Annotated in this window: 14 protein-coding genes; 1 reads left to right on the top strand and 13 read right to left on the bottom strand. The window is 39.6% G+C overall.

Annotated elements, in window-relative coordinates; all coding sequences use genetic code 11:
- Positions 1 to 421 precede the first annotated feature (421 nt).
- From N3I35_12895 to N3I35_12845, 11 genes are all read right to left on the bottom strand, one after another.
- Positions 422 to 1,009, bottom strand: a complete 588-nt coding sequence (locus N3I35_12895; GenBank protein ID MCX8130981.1) for a chromate transporter — start codon at positions 1,007 to 1,009, stop codon at positions 422 to 424.
- Between the two features lie 2 nt (positions 1,010 to 1,011).
- A complete protein-coding gene (locus N3I35_12890; GenBank protein MCX8130980.1) occupies positions 1,012 to 1,605 on the bottom strand; it encodes a chromate transporter in 594 nt (197 codons plus the stop codon).
- 55 nt (positions 1,606 to 1,660) lie between these two features.
- Positions 1,661 to 2,380 carry a sulfite exporter TauE/SafE family protein gene (locus N3I35_12885; protein ID MCX8130979.1) on the bottom strand — a complete coding sequence of 240 codons (720 nt, stop codon included), beginning with the start codon at positions 2,378 to 2,380 and terminating at the stop codon, positions 1,661 to 1,663.
- A 12-nt stretch (positions 2,381 to 2,392) separates the two neighbouring features.
- The gene (locus N3I35_12880) at positions 2,393 to 3,154 is read right to left on the bottom strand and encodes a GntR family transcriptional regulator (protein ID MCX8130978.1); all 762 of its coding nucleotides are present in this window, start codon (positions 3,152 to 3,154) and stop codon (positions 2,393 to 2,395) included.
- Positions 3,155 to 3,223: 69 nt separating this feature from the next.
- Complete coding sequence (locus tag N3I35_12875; protein MCX8130977.1) at positions 3,224 to 3,976, bottom strand: ABC transporter ATP-binding protein; 753 nt, start codon at positions 3,974 to 3,976, stop codon at positions 3,224 to 3,226.
- A 21-nt stretch (positions 3,977 to 3,997) separates the two neighbouring features.
- Positions 3,998 to 4,759, bottom strand: a complete 762-nt coding sequence (locus N3I35_12870; protein ID MCX8130976.1) for an ABC transporter ATP-binding protein — start codon at positions 4,757 to 4,759, stop codon at positions 3,998 to 4,000.
- Entirely contained in the window at positions 4,735 to 5,547 is an 813-nt protein-coding gene (locus N3I35_12865) for an ABC transporter permease (GenBank protein ID MCX8130975.1), read from the bottom strand. Before N3I35_12865 ends, N3I35_12870 begins: the two co-directional genes overlap by 25 nt.
- Positions 5,544 to 6,374 (bottom strand): ABC transporter permease, encoded by an 831-nt coding sequence (locus N3I35_12860; protein ID MCX8130974.1) that lies wholly within the window; start codon positions 6,372 to 6,374, stop codon positions 5,544 to 5,546. Before N3I35_12860 ends, N3I35_12865 begins: the two co-directional genes overlap by 4 nt.
- Positions 6,375 to 6,464: 90 nt before the next feature.
- Positions 6,465 to 7,649 carry an ABC transporter substrate-binding protein gene (locus N3I35_12855; GenBank protein ID MCX8130973.1) on the bottom strand — a complete coding sequence of 395 codons (1,185 nt, stop codon included), beginning with the start codon at positions 7,647 to 7,649 and terminating at the stop codon, positions 6,465 to 6,467.
- Positions 7,650 to 8,041: 392 nt separating this feature from the next.
- Entirely contained in the window at positions 8,042 to 8,956 is a 915-nt protein-coding gene (locus tag N3I35_12850; GenBank protein ID MCX8130972.1) for an NAD(P)-dependent oxidoreductase, read from the bottom strand.
- A complete protein-coding gene (locus tag N3I35_12845) occupies positions 8,928 to 10,892 on the bottom strand; it encodes an alkaline phosphatase family protein (protein MCX8130971.1) in 1,965 nt (654 codons plus the stop codon). Before N3I35_12845 ends, N3I35_12850 begins: the two co-directional genes overlap by 29 nt.
- 843 nt (positions 10,893 to 11,735) lie before the next feature.
- On the opposite strand from N3I35_12845, the gene N3I35_12840 reads away from it, so the two are divergent.
- Positions 11,736 to 13,448 (top strand): methyl-accepting chemotaxis protein, encoded by a 1,713-nt coding sequence (locus tag N3I35_12840; GenBank protein MCX8130970.1) that lies wholly within the window; start codon positions 11,736 to 11,738, stop codon positions 13,446 to 13,448.
- A 140-nt stretch (positions 13,449 to 13,588) separates the two neighbouring features.
- On the opposite strand, the gene N3I35_12835 is transcribed toward N3I35_12840, so the two are convergent.
- Positions 13,589 to 15,019, bottom strand: a complete 1,431-nt coding sequence (locus N3I35_12835; GenBank protein ID MCX8130969.1) for a lactate racemase domain-containing protein — start codon at positions 15,017 to 15,019, stop codon at positions 13,589 to 13,591.
- A gap of 388 nt (positions 15,020 to 15,407) precedes the next feature.
- On the bottom strand, positions 15,408 to 17,376 hold a 1,969-nt coding region (locus tag N3I35_12830), incomplete at its 5' end, for an AMP-binding protein (GenBank protein ID MCX8130968.1).

Here is a 17,376-nt window from a genome sequence, read left to right as displayed (position 1 = left end):
CTTACTCAAATTTATTGTTCGAGTTCCTTCAACATTTGCATGTTGTTTCATACACTGTTCACTTTTCAAAGTCCATCCCGCCGTTTCTCGCGGCGGATTTACATCTTAACACACTGTCTTGGTTATGTCAACAACTTTTTCTCAAGAATTTTCTACCAGTTGTAATAATCTTCTGTCGACTTATCTTGTCATAGTGTCGCTCACGAGACAGCTTGTATACTATATCACCTATAAAAGTAGTTAGCAATCTCTAATATTGGCGTCATTACCTCAAAATCACGTTTTATTAAAGCCATGCTCCTTTATTGTTCTTAATAATATGTAATACGCCTGAAATTTCACTTAACAACTTCACTATTTGCAACGCAAAATCACTGATACCAACACTAAAGCTTGTTTTGCTGAATATTTATTTCAAACGCTAGAATATAAGCACCCCTAGTACTCCGGAGCCTAAAATCAGGAATATCGGCTGTATTTTTGTTTTCATCAAAATACCAAGGGTTAATGCGGTAATAACTAAACTTTTGGCTTCAAACAATTGAAACCCTGATGCTGTAATGTTAATCCCGTCAGAAATCAACTTGTCAGGTGCAGCTGCTATTATGCTATTTTTTAGAGCAAGACTGACAGCTGCATACAAAATGATTCCTGTTATTACAGGTCGAAGTCCATAAAGCGCCGCTTGCACCTTGGGGTAATTGTATACTCTGAAGAAAAAGGCAGCTACAGTGATTACGATCAAAGCACATGGAATAGCTATCCCAAGGAAGGAAGCCACTGCTCCCGGAAAACCGGCCACCTTGTAGCCATAACCTACAGCTGCATTTACCGCTACGGGTCCCGGGCTCATACCTGCAATGGCAATAACATCCGTCAGTTCGGAAGCCGTAGCCCAGCCATTTGTTTCTGATGCCTTGATAAGGCTGGGTATCATTACGTATCCTCCGCCAAAAGCAAAGGCAGATAGCTTGGCAAACATTATAAAAAGCTTAAAAAGTAGTTCCATGTTTATTCTCCCTTAATACCATTCCCTGCATTTTTTTTTACAATGAAAAATGCTTTCACATAGCTGATGGCTATCCCTGCTGCTGCACCGGCAATAATAAGGGGAATAGGCTCAAGATGGAAGAACAGTGCTCCTATAAAAGCAAGAACAGCAATTATTATGCCAATTGCATCACGTATAGCTGTTTTACCGATTTTATATGCAGCGTAAGTGATAAGCGCCAGAATTACAGGGTAAATTCCCCTGAAAGCTGCTTTAACCGCCGGATATGTACTGAATTGCATAAAGAGTATCGACATGCTCAACACAATAACAACCGAAGGAGTCATATTTCCCAGAAGCGCAACAAGGGCACCAGGAATACCCGCAATCGAATACCCCACAAATGCAGATGAGTTTAAGGCAGTTGCACCAGGCAGTGATTCAGCCACTGCAAATATATCTATTATTTTTTCTTTATCTACCCATTTTTTTTCTTCCACCATCTCACGTTCAATGAGAGGAATCATCGAATAGCCCCCGCCAAAGCCTACACAACCCAGCTTCAGGAAAGATACATATATTTCAAGTAAAAGTCTCACCTTGTTTTTCTTCATATGCTTTAACCTCTTGATTACTACGATACATTTAAATAGCAGCTTACATCTTTTTCTACCTGAAGACAAGAATAATCCCCATTATCGGCAATGCTCCAATAATAATATACTTAAGCTTATGCTTATCGATTTTTCTGAACAGATGAAGCCCTATTATTCCCGCTAGAATTGCTCCTGCTGCTGATAATCCAATAGCTTTTATCAAAAACACATCTGGTCTTGCATATAGAAGGTTTAAGCATAAAGAATACATCCCTGCTATTAAGAAACTGAATTCAATATTTGCCTTAAACTCTAGATTATCTTCACTGTTTTCATAATAATACAGTGTAAGCAGCGGCCCGACAATATTAAACATTCCTGTTAAGAGGCCAGTTAGTGAGCCTATTGTCATGCCGGTAATAAAGCCTTCTTTTATTCTGATTTTACATTTATTTGTGATATAGAAGTAAAAAGAAAGGATTATTAAAAAAACACCCATAACTGTTCTCATCAAATCCTCATTAATCACTCTTATGATATAGATACCTACCCAGGTTGTCAGAATACAAAAAGCCATAGGCAGTATAATTTTTTTTATTTTAATATGAGAACGTAGAGAAACTGTCATTTGAATACCTATAACAACAATGATTGCCGCACTGATGATAGAGCATTGTTGAAAAGGAAGGACCAAAGGCATAAAAAACATTGCAAAAATTGCATAGCCAAGTCCACTTGATGCTTGTATAAATGCAGAAAAGAAATTTATCAGAACAAGAATAGCAATGGTCAACTGTTTACCCTCCTATACATAGTTGGTTCGCTGACTATTTCCTGACCCGCTCTTCCGCAACAATTTTATACTATATTGGTATTCCTCCCCACGATAAGTGGATTTTTCATATAGTATAGGATATCCGTTTTCCAAAAATGTTGTTCTCTTTATTACAATTACAGGCTGGCCTACCTTATAATTTAAAAGTTCTGCTTCCTTTTTGTTGCATATGCCCGCTGAAATCATCTGTTCTGCATAGCTCACGTTATACCCGCAGTTTTCCAGGTGCTGAAATACCCTATCGCTTTCTAAGTCCAGGGATTCTACTAGTTTGCCTATATCTTGAAGGACATGGGAATAGTTTACAACAAGCGGCTTATCGTCACAAAATATTAGTCTGGAAAATGCATATACCTGGGCATTATCTTCTGTATTCAAATGATTTCTTATATCGGTTGTAATTTTTTCATAGCCTTTATACAGCACCTTTACCTTAATAGTTTTGTTAGCTTCAGAAAGTTCCTCAACTACACCAAGTAGAGTGCCCAACCGATGGCTTACCTTACGGCTTGCTACAATTGTTTCTTTCCCTCTGCTTCTTATCAAATAACCTTCTTCTACCATATTCCCGATACATTTCCTTATTGTCACTCTACTTACATCAAACATCTCCGCCATGGTTCTCTCCCCCGGCAAAGCATCTCCAGGGGACAGTTTCCCACTTTCAATCTGTTCTACCAATACATCTCTGATCTGAAGGTATAATAGCTTTGATATCCCATGAAAAATCATATGCATTCGCCTCTCGAAAGACTTTCATTAAAAATTTTTCCTATAAACTTGCTTATAAATGCACGTTATTTACCACCACTTTATTTGTTCTGTTACATGCTTTCTAATCTTTACAAACTCGGGAGAAACAACATCCCTGGGCCTCGGCAAATCAACTATGACTTCCTCTTTAATGGTAGTTGGTTTATTTGACAGGATCAGGATTCTTTCAGCCAAATAAACAGCTTCTTCAATATTATGTGTAATAAATACAACCGTACTGCCTAGCTTCTTCCACAGCCGGATGACTTCGTCCTCCAGATAGAATCTCAACTTTACATCCATCTGCCCATAGGGTTCATCCATAAGCAGAAGGTCCGGATTCATAGCAAAGGCTCTTCCGATAATAATTCTCTGTGCTGTACTAACAGACAACTGGTGAGGGTATGAGTCCCTGAATTTTTCCAAGCCTAATAATGAAATAATGTGGTTTACTCTATCATCAATTTCTTTCTTATCCAGTTTTTTGATTTCAAGCCCAAACCGGAGATTTTGTTCTACGGTCAGCCACGGGGCAGATGAAGGCTCCTGGAATACAAAAGCCAGATTGTGCTTCTTAGGATCTGCGGGCTTACCCTCGATGTATAAATCCCCTTTTGTCGGCATGTAGATTCTGGTAAGCAGATTCAGAAATGTTGTCTTTCCACATCCGGTCGGTCCTACAACACAGACAAACTCACCCTTTTTAATATTAAAAGAAATATTATCCAACACATGTAAATCACCAAAATATTTAGTCAGATTTTTGACCTCAACCTTAAATTCCTGTTTAATTTCATTCATTATAATCTCCTCCTTCTAGCGCTATAATGCAAGATCCGTATTTTCTGATACTTCCTTACGAATCCTCAAGAATTCAGGATCTATGGTATTTCGAGGTCTAGGCAAGCTTATATCGTAAATTTGTTTTACTGTTGCAGGGCATTTACTGAGCAATATAATCCTGTCACCAAGATACACTGCCTCTTCAATATTATTTGTTACAAATACGATGGTCCTCTTCTCCTGTTGCCATACTCTCTGAATTTCTTCCTGCATGGCATAACGTGTTTGGGCATCTAATTGCCCGAAGGGTTCATCCATCAGTAGAATTTCCGGATTATTTGTATAAGCCCTGGCAATACCAACCCTCTGCTTCATGCCGCCTGATAATTGATTGGGATAGGCTTTTTCAAAACCGGTAAGTCCCACAAGGTCAATATATTTCTGTGCCGTTTTCCTTCTGGTTGCTTTGTCAACACCGGCAAGCTGTGGCCCAAACTCTACATTTCCCATAACAGTTTTCCACGGCATAAGCGCCAGTTTCTGGAATACCATGCCAATACGCTTATCATTTCCTATTAACTTTTCACCATCAAGGTATTTGCTTCCTTCCACCGGTGTTTCCAAGCCGCCTATAATGTTAAGCAATACACTTTTGCCACAATGGCCCGGGCCAAGAATAACCAGAAATTCATTATCATAGACATCTAATGAAACGTTTGACACGGCATCACGCACTTCATTATTAACAACATAGCTTTGAGATATATTTTCAAGTCTTAGTTTGATCTTTTTCTCGTCCATGGGCATATCAACCTTTCTGCAATTTGTGTAACAATTGAAAGCAATGCACCGACTATCCCTATCGCAATCATCGACATAAGCACAAGTGGCAGGTCCATTGAGTCCATACCTCTTGTAATGAGGAATCCGACGCCTGACTTCGCACCCAGCATTTCAGCAGCCAACACAACCATCCAGGCAGCACTTGTAGATGTCCTTATACCTGCAAAAATAGCGTCAAGCGCAGATGGAATAGCAATCTGGAACAATTTCTGCCTTGCATTTGCATTAAAGATAGTTCCTACATCAAGATAAAGCTTTTCTACATTACTCATACCTGCCTGGGTATTTACAACTATAGATGCAAGTGAACCAAAGATAACAATCAGAATCTTGGGAAACTCTCCTATCCCGAACCAGATTGTAATAAGCGGAATCCACGCAAGGGGTGGAACTGCCCTGAAAGCATTGAACAATGGCGTGAGTATAGCTTTAGCCTTTTTGTTCCAGCCAATAAGAATACCAAAGGCAATACCAAATGTCCAGTCAAACCCCAAGGCGACAAACACCCTTATCAAGCTTGCCCATACATGGCCGAAGATATTTTTGCCCTTAATCGGCTGCTCAAACAATTGCATAAGCCTGTCCCAAGTCTCCTTAGGAGAAGGAAAGTCCGATTTACCTGCTGTGGTTGTCCATAATAGAATTAATAGAAAAATAGAAACAACGGGTAATATCATATAGAGTCGGCTAAGGTAATAGGCTTTTTTCTCTGCCACACTCATTACTGCAGTTTTGTCTCTGCTCATAGCTTCTTCCACCCCAATACTTTGTTTTCTAGCATACCTATCAATGCCGTAATTATTATTCCTATTGCTCCAATAACCACAATTCCCAGTATAACCAGGTCTACCCGTCCAAACTGCCTACCCATGAGAATCATATATCCCAGCCCGCTTGAAGCAGCAAGCATTTCTGCTGCAACCAGAGTTGCCCATGCATTACCTATGGCAACCTTTACTCCGGCAAATGCCATGGTCATCGATGAAGGTATACCAACTTTCCAGAATATTGTAAAATTTGAGGCACCACATGTCTTAGCAACGTTTTTCAAAACTTCACTTGTCTGTCTGATGCCGGTATACGAATTAATAAGGCACGGTACAAATGCTGCAAAGAATACAATCAATGCTTTTGCTTGAAGACCTATTCCGAGCCAGACTATTGTGAGCGGAATCCATGATACGGGCGGTATAGGCCTTACTATTTCAAACAGAGGCCTCATAAAACTGTCAAATCCTTTGTACCAGCCCATAAAAAGTCCCAGCGGAATTCCGATTACAATCGCTAGGCCAAAACCCGACAGTGCAACCGTAAGGCTTGATAAAACATTGACTCCGATAACCGCTCCATCTGGATCAGGATTGCCAAGCTTCGTTATAAAAAGATTGAAAATCTGAACCGGAGCAGAGAGATATTTGCTATCAACTATTTTAAACATACATACCACTTGCCATAAAATCAGGAATCCTAGAATTCCTATGAGCGAAAGCAATGCATTCTGATATTGGTTTCTCTTTCTCTGATTTTGTATCATTGCCACCCGTTCGCTATTACTTAGAGGTTTAGAGTTCATATTTTGGCTCACCTCATAATTCCCCGCTTTCTGAAGAGAAATTATACTCCCCTGCCCCGCAGGCAGGGGAGATCATTCATCTTGTACTGTTTAGTATTTTATTCCTTGCTTGTCAAGCATCTCTTTTACACCCATAGCAACGGATGGATCAACTTGATTGCCCTCAAGGAATTTAGTACGGTCATCATTAGTATATTTGCCCTGGGAAACGAAGAAGTCGAATCCTATGAGGATATCCTTTTCAGCCTGGATCAAATCCCTTTTTGTAAAGAGTTTTGCATCATCAGCTGATTTATCTGTGTAAAGTTTGATATATTCAGCCATTGAAGGGCCTCTGTACCAATCTATGACACGTGTTGCTATACTTTGGTCAACTTTAAGACCTTCGTCTATACAGTTTTCAAGGTACCAATCAGCTGCCTGTTTCTTGTTTTCATCACTCTTATTAATCCACTCTGCTGCAAAGTGGAATAATGCAACAGCTGTTTGAATCAGCTCTTTTTTCTCCTGGAGTGTCTGCTCATTTGCAACTGTACCGCAAGGAGCTTTAAACCCAAGTTTTCCCGCATCACTGACTCTTACAAAACCTGCATCTTCAGCATTAAATGCTATGGCATTCCAAACCCCAAGCCCATCACCTGTGCCGCCTTTGAATCCTGTAAGGGCATTGGCTACATCCATGTTTACAGATTTTACATCACTCAGGGATAATCCGACTTTTTGAAGTGCTGTAACAAGTGTTGCCTGAGCAGTTGTTCCAGCTGGATAAATCCAAGTTGTACCTTTCCAGTTCTCAGCTTTTGAAGGATCCTTTGCGAGAGGACTGTCTTTACGTGCAAACAAAGCAAGGTTTTCTTCATAATCAGTTATGTCGATAATTTTAAATCCTTTTTTCAGTCCGGTTGCTAGGCCCCCAAGACCCATGCTGCCGATATCCCATTCGGTGTTTGCCTCCAACATGGCGGGACCGTTTGTAAACGGTACATACTGGACTTCAATGTTGAGTTCTTTAAAATAGCCCAATTTATCCGCAAATAAGAAAGGATAGGATAGCGGAGATCCGGTGAAGAAACCGATACGTAGTACCTGCTTTTCATTAAAAGGAGCCAGACCAAAAGTTGTTTTTCCATCTTTTGCAGCGCTATCTGCCGGGGCGGTACTGGATGCTGTGGCTGTATTAGACGCTGAATCTGAGGTTTTACCACAAGCAGCAAACATTCCGACAACCAACAGCATACATAATAGAATTGCTACTGACCTTGCCATTTTTTTCATTTTACCATTCCTCTCTCTTTTTTTTTACGCATTTACATGCGTAGTTATAGAACATGAAGCCCAAAGTACACTCCAGAAGAAAAAACAATGTCAACCCCCATTTCACTTCAGCTTTTAGTGAATAGCAGCTTTGTGCCATATAAAGTGATGAAAATGGGTATAGTACGGTTAGACATAATTCATCAGATATACCAATTTATCCACAATAAATCAGGATAAGGCATAGAGCAATTAATGTACTCTGCGTCGGCTATCCGTCAGTCCCCCAGAGTGTCTTTTTGCTTCAGGATTCCCATTTGAATAGAGACCTTTCATAAAGTAGGAAAAGAATCAACTTTCTTGTGTTATCAATAAATATCAGAACATAAATAAGGAGGGTAAAAACTATACTACTAATCAAGTTTGGAAAAATGCTCTTCAAATATTTTAGTAATTGCGCTGGTATCTTGCTTCGCAAGACCTTTTCCTTTTGCGTTTTCATTAATAATCTGCACAAACCCCGCTATCAACGGTGTTACTCCAGCATCTTTGGTCATCTGTATGCCAAGGGCTGCATCCTTGCATAACAACTCTACAGTAAAGGTTGGGTTATCATATTCTTCTGAGACGATTCTTCTTGCGGTTTCTTTAAACAATCCGCTGACAGTTGCAGCATCACTGTTTGCTACTACGTCGTAGAATACTTTCTTGTCAATTCCTACCACCTCTGTTAACGCCATAATCTCAGTGCTTACACAATTAATAACTGAGAACATTAACTGATTTAGCAATTTTACTACATTACCTGAACCGTTTTCGCCAACTCTGACCACTTTTTTGGCAAATGTCAATAAGGCAGGCTGGGCAAATTCAATTGCCTTTTCAGTACCCCCGGAGGGAAGCAGCCAATTTCCTGCTGCACTTGGTCTTCCCAGAATAGGAGCATCTACATAGCTTGCTCCCTTAGCCGATACCATTTCCGCACCCTTTTGCGAAGTTTGAGGGCTTACTGTGCTTGTATCGACTACTACATGTTCTTCTGTCAATGCGTCTAACAGTCCATTTTCTCCACCGATTACATCAAAAACCTGCTTTGGTGCGGGTAACGACATAATAATCAGCTTTGCCGCCTTTGCAAGCTCTGCCGGACTTCCTAAAACTACAGCTCCCTTTCCATTTGCATAGTCACGAGCTGCCGGAAAAGGGTCGTAAGCCGCAACATTGAAACCATTTGCAATCAAACGGTCCAGCATGCATTTTCCCATTGTTCCTACACCGGCAAGTCCTATTGTTCCTATATTATTCTTCAATTCTGTCGATGATATCATATAGCACCCCACCTTCTGCATCTTTCGGAACATCCATTCCTAATATTTTGGAAATCGTTGGCGCTACATCAATAATTTTTGCAGCATATTTCCGTTCATACTTTGCTATACCAGGACCTGCCATAATCATTAATGCATGCATGTCATGCAAGGAAGGTAATGCAAGATGGACACCAGTAAAGTTCCTGCATAAAACTGCCGGTTCATATAGCTCCGGATTTACAATAATCCTTTCAGATCCATCCCTATATTTGACGGCTGTTCTGTAAACGAATGGGTGTGACATATATCCTGGCTTCCAGGCATATACCACATCTCCGACTCTGTCGTAGCCTGGACCCTCCTGAATACCCAGTGTACCTGCCTCTTCCTTTTTGAGCGCCAAGGCAACAACGCTTTCTCCTGTTTCCGGGTTTTTCATATCCAATAAGGCTTTGATTATTTCTCCTTGTACCTTTTTATAATCCTTTGGATCGACAATCCCCTGCGGGTCTCTTCCCTTTAAGTTAATAAAAATATGAGCATGACACGGCTCCAGAGGATGACATTTGGTCTTTTCCCATTTGATACTCAAATTACCCGGGTTGTCATGTGTCAGATCCAGTACATAATTTAGTAATCCGTTTCTGGAAAGATGTTCTTTTACATAAGGGCTCCAGTCAAGATGAGTCATACCGTGGTCAGATATCAAAATCACTATGGTTTCTTCCAGATTTACAGCCTCAAGTATCTTGCCGATGTTGTCATCTACTTGTTTGTAAACCGTTCTTATCTGATCCATACACCAATCTGCCTTGCTTGGATCATACACCCTTGCTTCCGGCACTATACCGGAGTAAAGTACGTGTTCTATATGGTCGATAGTTCCTACCCACGAAAAACCCATATCCCATTCATTGTTTGCAAGTACATGTCTTGTAGCATTGCCCCACCAGTTGGCATGAAGTCCAAGCTGCTCTATATAAAGCTCCGCAGGCATCCATCCGTCCATAAACGCCCAGGGATCATCAACTTCCATGTAAGTCCCAGCAACCTTTTTGACTTCTTCCGTCAAGCTAGCTGGTACAGAGTAATTTTCTGCTGTATTTATTGCAGATTGATACAGTTTGAAATGTTTGCCGTCTTTGGAAAGTTCAAAAAGCTGGAACCGGAAGCAACCGTCTCTTTGTTTGTCTCTGGCTTTAAAGTTCTTTACGATCCAGGGGCCATAGTCACCTAAGGTGATATCAGTAACAGCTTTGCCTGCATCCTTCGTTTCCGATATTAAAACTCTGTCATATCCTTCTGCAGTAGATGCATACATTGCAACCTGCATTTTGTAACCTTCTATGTATGTAGGAGGAACTGTAATTTCAAATTCCAGTACAGGCTTGAAACTATTCGGGAGGTTAGTCCATCCCTCTGCCGGTTTTGTTTTGATTTGTACTGCTCTTCCAGGGATTTGATTACAATTAAGCAGCCTATCAGAGAAGACACTGCTTGACGCTACATCCCAGAGGGGCATGTAGAAATATCTGAAAGGTGGATTCAAAGACCCTGCCAACTGTACCCCCTGGCTTTCATCAATTCCTCCCAGTGGGAATGTAACAGGCCAATTAATTAATGCTGATTTTAAACCACTGCGATTTCCAACATCCCAAAGTGTTTCACAAAGTACTTCATTTCTGTCAAAGGAAGTATGCCAGTGGTCCAGCTCCTCTCCGGAGTGCTTTACCATTAAACTTGGTACGCCGTTTGTCCCTGATCCCGCACCACTTACGATAGCAGTCCATGCCGCCGCAGTAAGAGGCGGGAAAACTGTTTCCAGTCTGGAAAATACACCTTGCTCCATTAGCTTTGCTGTGTTTGGCATGTTGCCCTCATTTACAAATTTTTTCACAAGATCAGGCATGGCAGCATCAAGCCCTAAAAACAGGACTTTTTTCCTTTTTTTCATCCTTTAACCCCCCCAGTGTTTGATAACATTAATCCAATTTTATATCTTATATGTAACCTGATACTTCGCGTATACTGATGTTGTCATTGGTTCTGTACTGGTATTATGTATACTACCAGTATGATTCCAGTATAATGCTATATAATTATTATGTCAACTTTGATATATTTTTAACCACCCCCTCTAACTGTAGTAATAATTATTATTTGTCTAGCAGTCAAAAACCAATTTCAGCGTGTTTGAGCAGTTTTTTTCTCAGCAAGTCATCCGCTACAGCACCTCTATTGTCACTCATAAAACATTATGTATTTTCGTTTTTCATTATTTATTTATGTTAACATTAGTTGCATATAATTTCCCTTTTCTTTAGCTTACTGATTAATTTAAAGTATATGTAGATGGATATTTTATAATTTTTTTAAGTCAACAGACTGTCATATCTAGTAATATATGGTATATTCATTCCATACAATACCGCTCAACAAGCTAAATTGCATAAGAGTACTATTATCAGACCTAATAATAATTGTTAACATAAAAGAAATAACTGTTTACTAGCCAATGCAAATTTGTTATTATGTAATTGATACATGTATCGATTTTTGTTACTCACTTCAAACATTCCAGTCCTATATCAAATGAAATCATAGAAAATTAATTACCTGTCTCTATAAATACAGTTTACATAAAACTACATTGCACTAAACTTTACAAATACGTTATTTTGGAATTGATACATGTTTCCTTTTTGATTGACTCATTTCAAACTTTGCAGTCCTATGTCAAATATCACAGTCAATATTCATGTAGCTTTAAGAAACCCTATACAAATGGAGGTTATTTATGAAGTGGTTTAAAAACATTGGGATGGCTGGAAAATTAATATCGTGCTTCAGCATTGTTGCATTGCTTATTGGTGTAGTAGGAGTTATTGGAATATCCAATATGCATAAGATTAATGACAATGCCGAAAAAATGTATCAGCAAAATCTAACAAATGTAAATAGACTCAGAGAAGTAAAGGAAAATCTTTTAGTAATAAACTCAAAAATATTGATTGCGCTCCGCCAGCAGAACAGGGACAGAATAGGCAATATAGAAAAAGACCTTAAGTTATTGATCACCGAAAATGATAAACTTGTGGAAGAGTATGAAAAAACTATAACAACTGCTCAGGAACTTGAACAGTTCAAGCAGTTTAAGAAACTTCTGGCATTTTATAAACGAACCCACATTGATATTGTAAAACTGGCAAGCAGTAGTTCGTACGAAATTGCTGAAACACTAGTCCCGGATGCATTTGAAACCATGGATAGCATGTTCAAAATAACTGATAAGTTCATAGATAATAATTTAAAGGACGCACAGGATTCTTATCAGCGTAATAAATCGGTATACATTAATTCTTTCGTTTTTACGGTTATTATAGTCATCATTGGATTTATCGTGGCAATTCTGCTTGGATTATTCATATCAATTGCTATATCAAAACAGTTAAAGCGGGTTCTTGCTTTTGCAGAGGCTATCGGAAGAGGCGATCTGACGCACACAATACATATAGATTCAGAGGATGAAATAGGCAAACTTGGAAAAGCACTAAATAATGCGGGAGAGAGTATAAGGACGCTAATCTCCGAGATAGTTTACAGCTCCAGTGACTTAAGTGCCACAAGCGAAGAATTGTCAGCTACTACTGAAGAGATCTCGTCTAAGATGAAATCTGTCAATGACTCTATCAGTCAAATCTCAAGGGGGGTGCAGGAATTAAGTGCATCTACAGAAGAAATCAGTGCGTCAGCTGAAGAGATAGGATCTACTTCTATCGAGCTTTCGAACAAAGCTGATGAGACCAGTAATTCTTCTGCTGAAATTCAAAGGCGTGCACTTGAGATTAAAAGCAGAGGACATAATTCAATGGAAGCAGCAACAGCAATTTATGAGGATAAAAATGCAAGGATAGTCAAAGCCATTGCTGATGGCAGAGTAGTAGCAGATGTTAAAGTTATGGCAAATACTATCGCAAATATCGCATCCCAGACCAACCTCCTTGCACTGAATGCAGCAATCGAAGCCGCTCGTGCCGGTGAGCAAGGCAAAGGATTTGCCGTAGTTGCAGAAGAGGTCAGAAAACTTGCAGAACAGTCAGCACAAACAGTAACCGATATTCAATCTTTAGTGACACAAATCCAATTTGCATTTGATAACTTATCCCATAATGCAAATGAAGTACTGGGCTTTATAGAAGGCAACGTGAAACCGGACTATGTTCTGCTGGTTGAAACCGGCGACCAATATGAAAAAGATGCTGCTTTTGTGAACAGTATGTCGGAGGAAATCAATGCTGCTGCAAAATCTGTATCTCATGTAATTGAACAGGTAAACTTAGCAATTCAAAATGTATCCGCAACTGCACAGGAATCCGCTTCAAGTTCTGAGGAAATAACAACCAGTGTCAATGAAGTATCCGTAGCAATACATGAGGTTGCAAAGGCAGCACAAAGCCAGGCTGAGCTTGCCGAAAAGCTTAACTGCATGGTGCAGCAGTTTAAAATATAGGTAACCCGCAAAAAATGCACTATAATTAATTATTATTAACAAATCCCTTCTATATGATAAAACTCTCCATAATGCAGTAACTATGGGGAGTTTATCATATTAAGACAAATAAAATGAGGACATTTTAAAATTCAGTTTACTTACTCTTTCATGCAGAGATGAACAGCAGCAGTTTTAAACGCCTTAGGAAGGGCAAGTATATTTGGACTGTCTCCTACAAACTTCCTTGCATCCCTTAAAGCCTCCTCAAAGTTTGCCCTTGTTTTCATTCCCATTCCCCTTGCATACCCTGGCTCCTGTGCACCTACTATGTAGATGGCGGAACAATTTATTTCTGCTATATGTCCACAGGAAATCATTGAGAATGCATGAAATGGATGATATCCATAGTTAAAGCGGTACTTATCTATATACTCTTTCCTTGTGCTTAAGTACTCCCCAAATTTTTCGATATCAGGAAGTATATTATTATAATCACTCTGGAAAAGTCCATACACATCCCTGTATGCAGGAAACTCCTCATCATGGAAATAGCCGTTGCATATGGATGAGCATATTACAACACAATTGTCCTTCAAAATCCTTTTATGCCTGATTATCTGTGCAGATATTGCCTGGAGCATAAGTATGGGGTTTGTTCCCATACCATTTCCATAGTGAAATGCCTGGGGCATTCCAAACACCATAATATCATACTTTTTGTCCGCCCACTTTACATATGTTCTTTTATTTGCTATATCCCACGATAATGGTTGTATTTCCTTTGCATATCCCGCAAATACTGCGATTTGTCTTGCACTTGTATCAAGTACAGCATCTACGGTAAAGAATTTTTTACCCATGCTTTTTTCCATATGCTGGCCTATAGCGTCAAATTTACTTCTCATCAAGCTTTGGTTACTTACAGGAGTAAAATCCTCACGGTGCATTACATGAGGCACATGGTGTGAGCCTATACTCTTCCAGTGCGTTATGCCTGTCGTACAGTGCTTGTAGCCCCCGGAATATCCTCCATACGGGTTTCCAAGAGTATGTCCTATCATGATGGAAAGGTCAGATTCATATGCCTCTTTGTTCATTATGACTCTATCACCCAATTCATCATAACCCAAATCTACAAGGTTATCCCAATCTTCACTATCATGGTTCACTATCTGGTTTGCATACCAGAATTCATTAAACACCTTTTCTCCAAGAAGTGATCTTATCTCTTCTTTTGTATTCTTCCTATGAAGACCGTTACTGCATATTAACTTAATATCCTTCTTTTCTATTCCTGCCTTTAGAAGCTCTTCAACTATAATAGGTATTGAAATTTTTCTATGGGAGGTCTCCTGGAATCCACCCTTTACCTTGTCAGGAAATATTATTGTTACTTTCATGCCTTTTTTTGCAAGCTCGGATATTGGAGGCATTCCTATAGGATTAAGTATTGCCTTCCTTGTCTCTTCTTCCGGATTCTGAAGGTATGGAGGATCCTGTACAGTCTCCCCGGGAATAAATACATCAGTATTGTCCGGGAGGTTTGCCTCCATTAATCCGTGACCATATTCAAACGACAGTTTTTTCATCTGCTAAGCCTCCTTTTACAGTTTCCGCATTTAGTTTGTAATGATCTTTTGCACTTTCTTCCAGCAACTATACATGAAATATAAAAACTATGTACCTTTTTTACAGCTTTTTGGTTTTTTCCCAGCATACTTTCTTTCAAGTACCCATAACATCCAATAATATATTGTGCATATATCCTCGCTGCTATACCTGTGAAAAACCTCATCTGAATTTTTCAACTTTACATAAACACAAATATCGACTTCCCCTAGCTTACCCATTAACATTGTATATTCATGCTTCTTGCTTTATCCTACTAAAAAAAGAAGGCTTGAAAGAATCTTTCAAATCTTCCAAGCCATGATTTATGTCAGTTTTTAGTGCCCATTGAGAAAAATCTCACAAATATTAAGAGTCACTGCAAAATTTGTTAATACTCTTATCCAAGGCTGAAAAGAGCATTTTCTGCCTCTCACATGTGGTATACAGTTGTTCTATCGCAATTTCAACAAATTGCACAATACTATCCTTTTCAAGTAAACCAGCCTGCATGTCCAGAGTGGAATAGGCCTGTACAACTTCTTCAAACCCTTCCAATATTCCGTCTGGGAGGTGATGGTATTTGCTCAGATCCCTTAGGAAATCCAGGAACAAGGCGTATCTGGCCTTCCACTGTCCAAATATTCCGCCCAGAAATACCTTTAAGTCTGCAAATCTTCTTTCACATTCATTTTTTTGCTTGACGCCTTCTAACATATATGCAATTTCTATTAACGCTTCCACACCTATAGAGATTGTTACAGGAGTCGGAATCCCACCAGGAAGATACATGTTTGTGTGTTCTCTCTTATCTGTTGTATAACCGTATATGCACTGCCTGAGAATTTCCAATCCAATTTTTTTTATATCCAATTCACTGCTTTTAACCTCTACTTCAAATATTTGGTGAGGCAAATTGGTTTTTTGCGCTTTGCTCCCGTTAAGGCACTCCATATACTTCAACCCTGCAAATGCCTTTTTGAAGTCGTCTTTGGATATCTCTCCAAAGTAGTTGAAACTGGTATCGTAAACGATATAACCCTTCTCTGTTATATCTACCAACAAAAAGGTGTGAGCCAGTCCCATCTCTTCCGGATCACTGCGGATAAGATTTTGTTCATTACTGTTTATCCTTCTGGCCCATTCCTCCTCACCGATCAAGTAGTCATGTGAGTATTTCAGGTAATATGTAGTGCCGCCTACTATTACCAGTTCATTGTTAGCCAGGTGCTCAGTGCAGTATTCTACCCCATCCTCAAAGTGCTCAAACCATTTTAGCTTTAGTTCGACTAAGCTGTTAAAATCAAATGCTGCATCGCCTAATACACTACTGTAAAAATTATCCATGTACTGTATTCTGTCCGGGTATTCATCAAAGTGTATATACCCTATCAGGTTTATACCTTGTGCAACAGGCAGAAAGCTTGCATCAATTTTAAAGTCGTGTTCATATTTGATTTTTTCCATCACAACCCCTAAGATACAAGGGTAATAATATGGATATTGAACATTCACTTCAAAATCCCGGTTGTGTTTTCTATAACCCGGCTTGTCTTTATAGTTGTTGCAGTCATCTGAAAAACCCAAATCTTTGCCATTCTGCGCATCTGCCAAACCGATGGATTTTGAGTCGATATTGCTAAACAGCTCCGCAATTGTCCTGTATTTAAACACCTGAGAAAGTGATATCGATAACCCATATTCACCTGATTTTGCTATCATTTTTATAGCGCTGAGGGAGTTCCCCCCCAATTCAAAGAAATCATCGTTTATTCCTACCCTCTCCACATCGAGCACTTCCTGCCATATTCCTGCAAGCACTTCCTCTGCCCGGTTTGTTGGAGCTTGGTATTCAGTACCCGTGTTTATATTGGCTGCAGGCTCCGGAAGAGCCTCCCTGTCTATCTTTCCATTAGGAGTCAGAGGGATTTTTTCAATCTGTACTATATATGAAGGAACCATATATTCAGGCAGTTCCTTAGCCAGACTCTTCCTCAATACGGATATTTCAAGCTTTTCATCCGATACAACATATGCACAGAGATACCTGTTGTTTTTAGCATTTTCTTTGTTTACAACAACAGCTTCCTTTACCAGATCATACTTTTGCAACTGGGCTTCAATTTCGCTCAATTCTATCCTGTATCCCCTTATCTTTACTTGAAAATCCCTTCTACCAAGGTACTCAAGCCTTCCGTCAGGCAGCCTCCGTCCAAGATCTCCGCTTTTATATACACATTGTCCGCTTCCCGGAGGGTCTTCCACAAATACCTCCAGGGTCTTCTCAGGTTGGTTGTTGTAACCCCCGGCAAGGTATTTGCTCCTGTATGCAAGTTCT

The organism is Clostridia bacterium (genome assembly GCA_026414765.1).
In the GTDB taxonomy this organism is placed as follows: domain Bacteria; phylum Bacillota; class Clostridia; order Acetivibrionales; family DSM-27016; genus SKW86.
The sequence above is the reverse complement of the archived record's forward strand: the minus strand, read 5'-3'. Positions and strand labels throughout refer to the sequence as shown.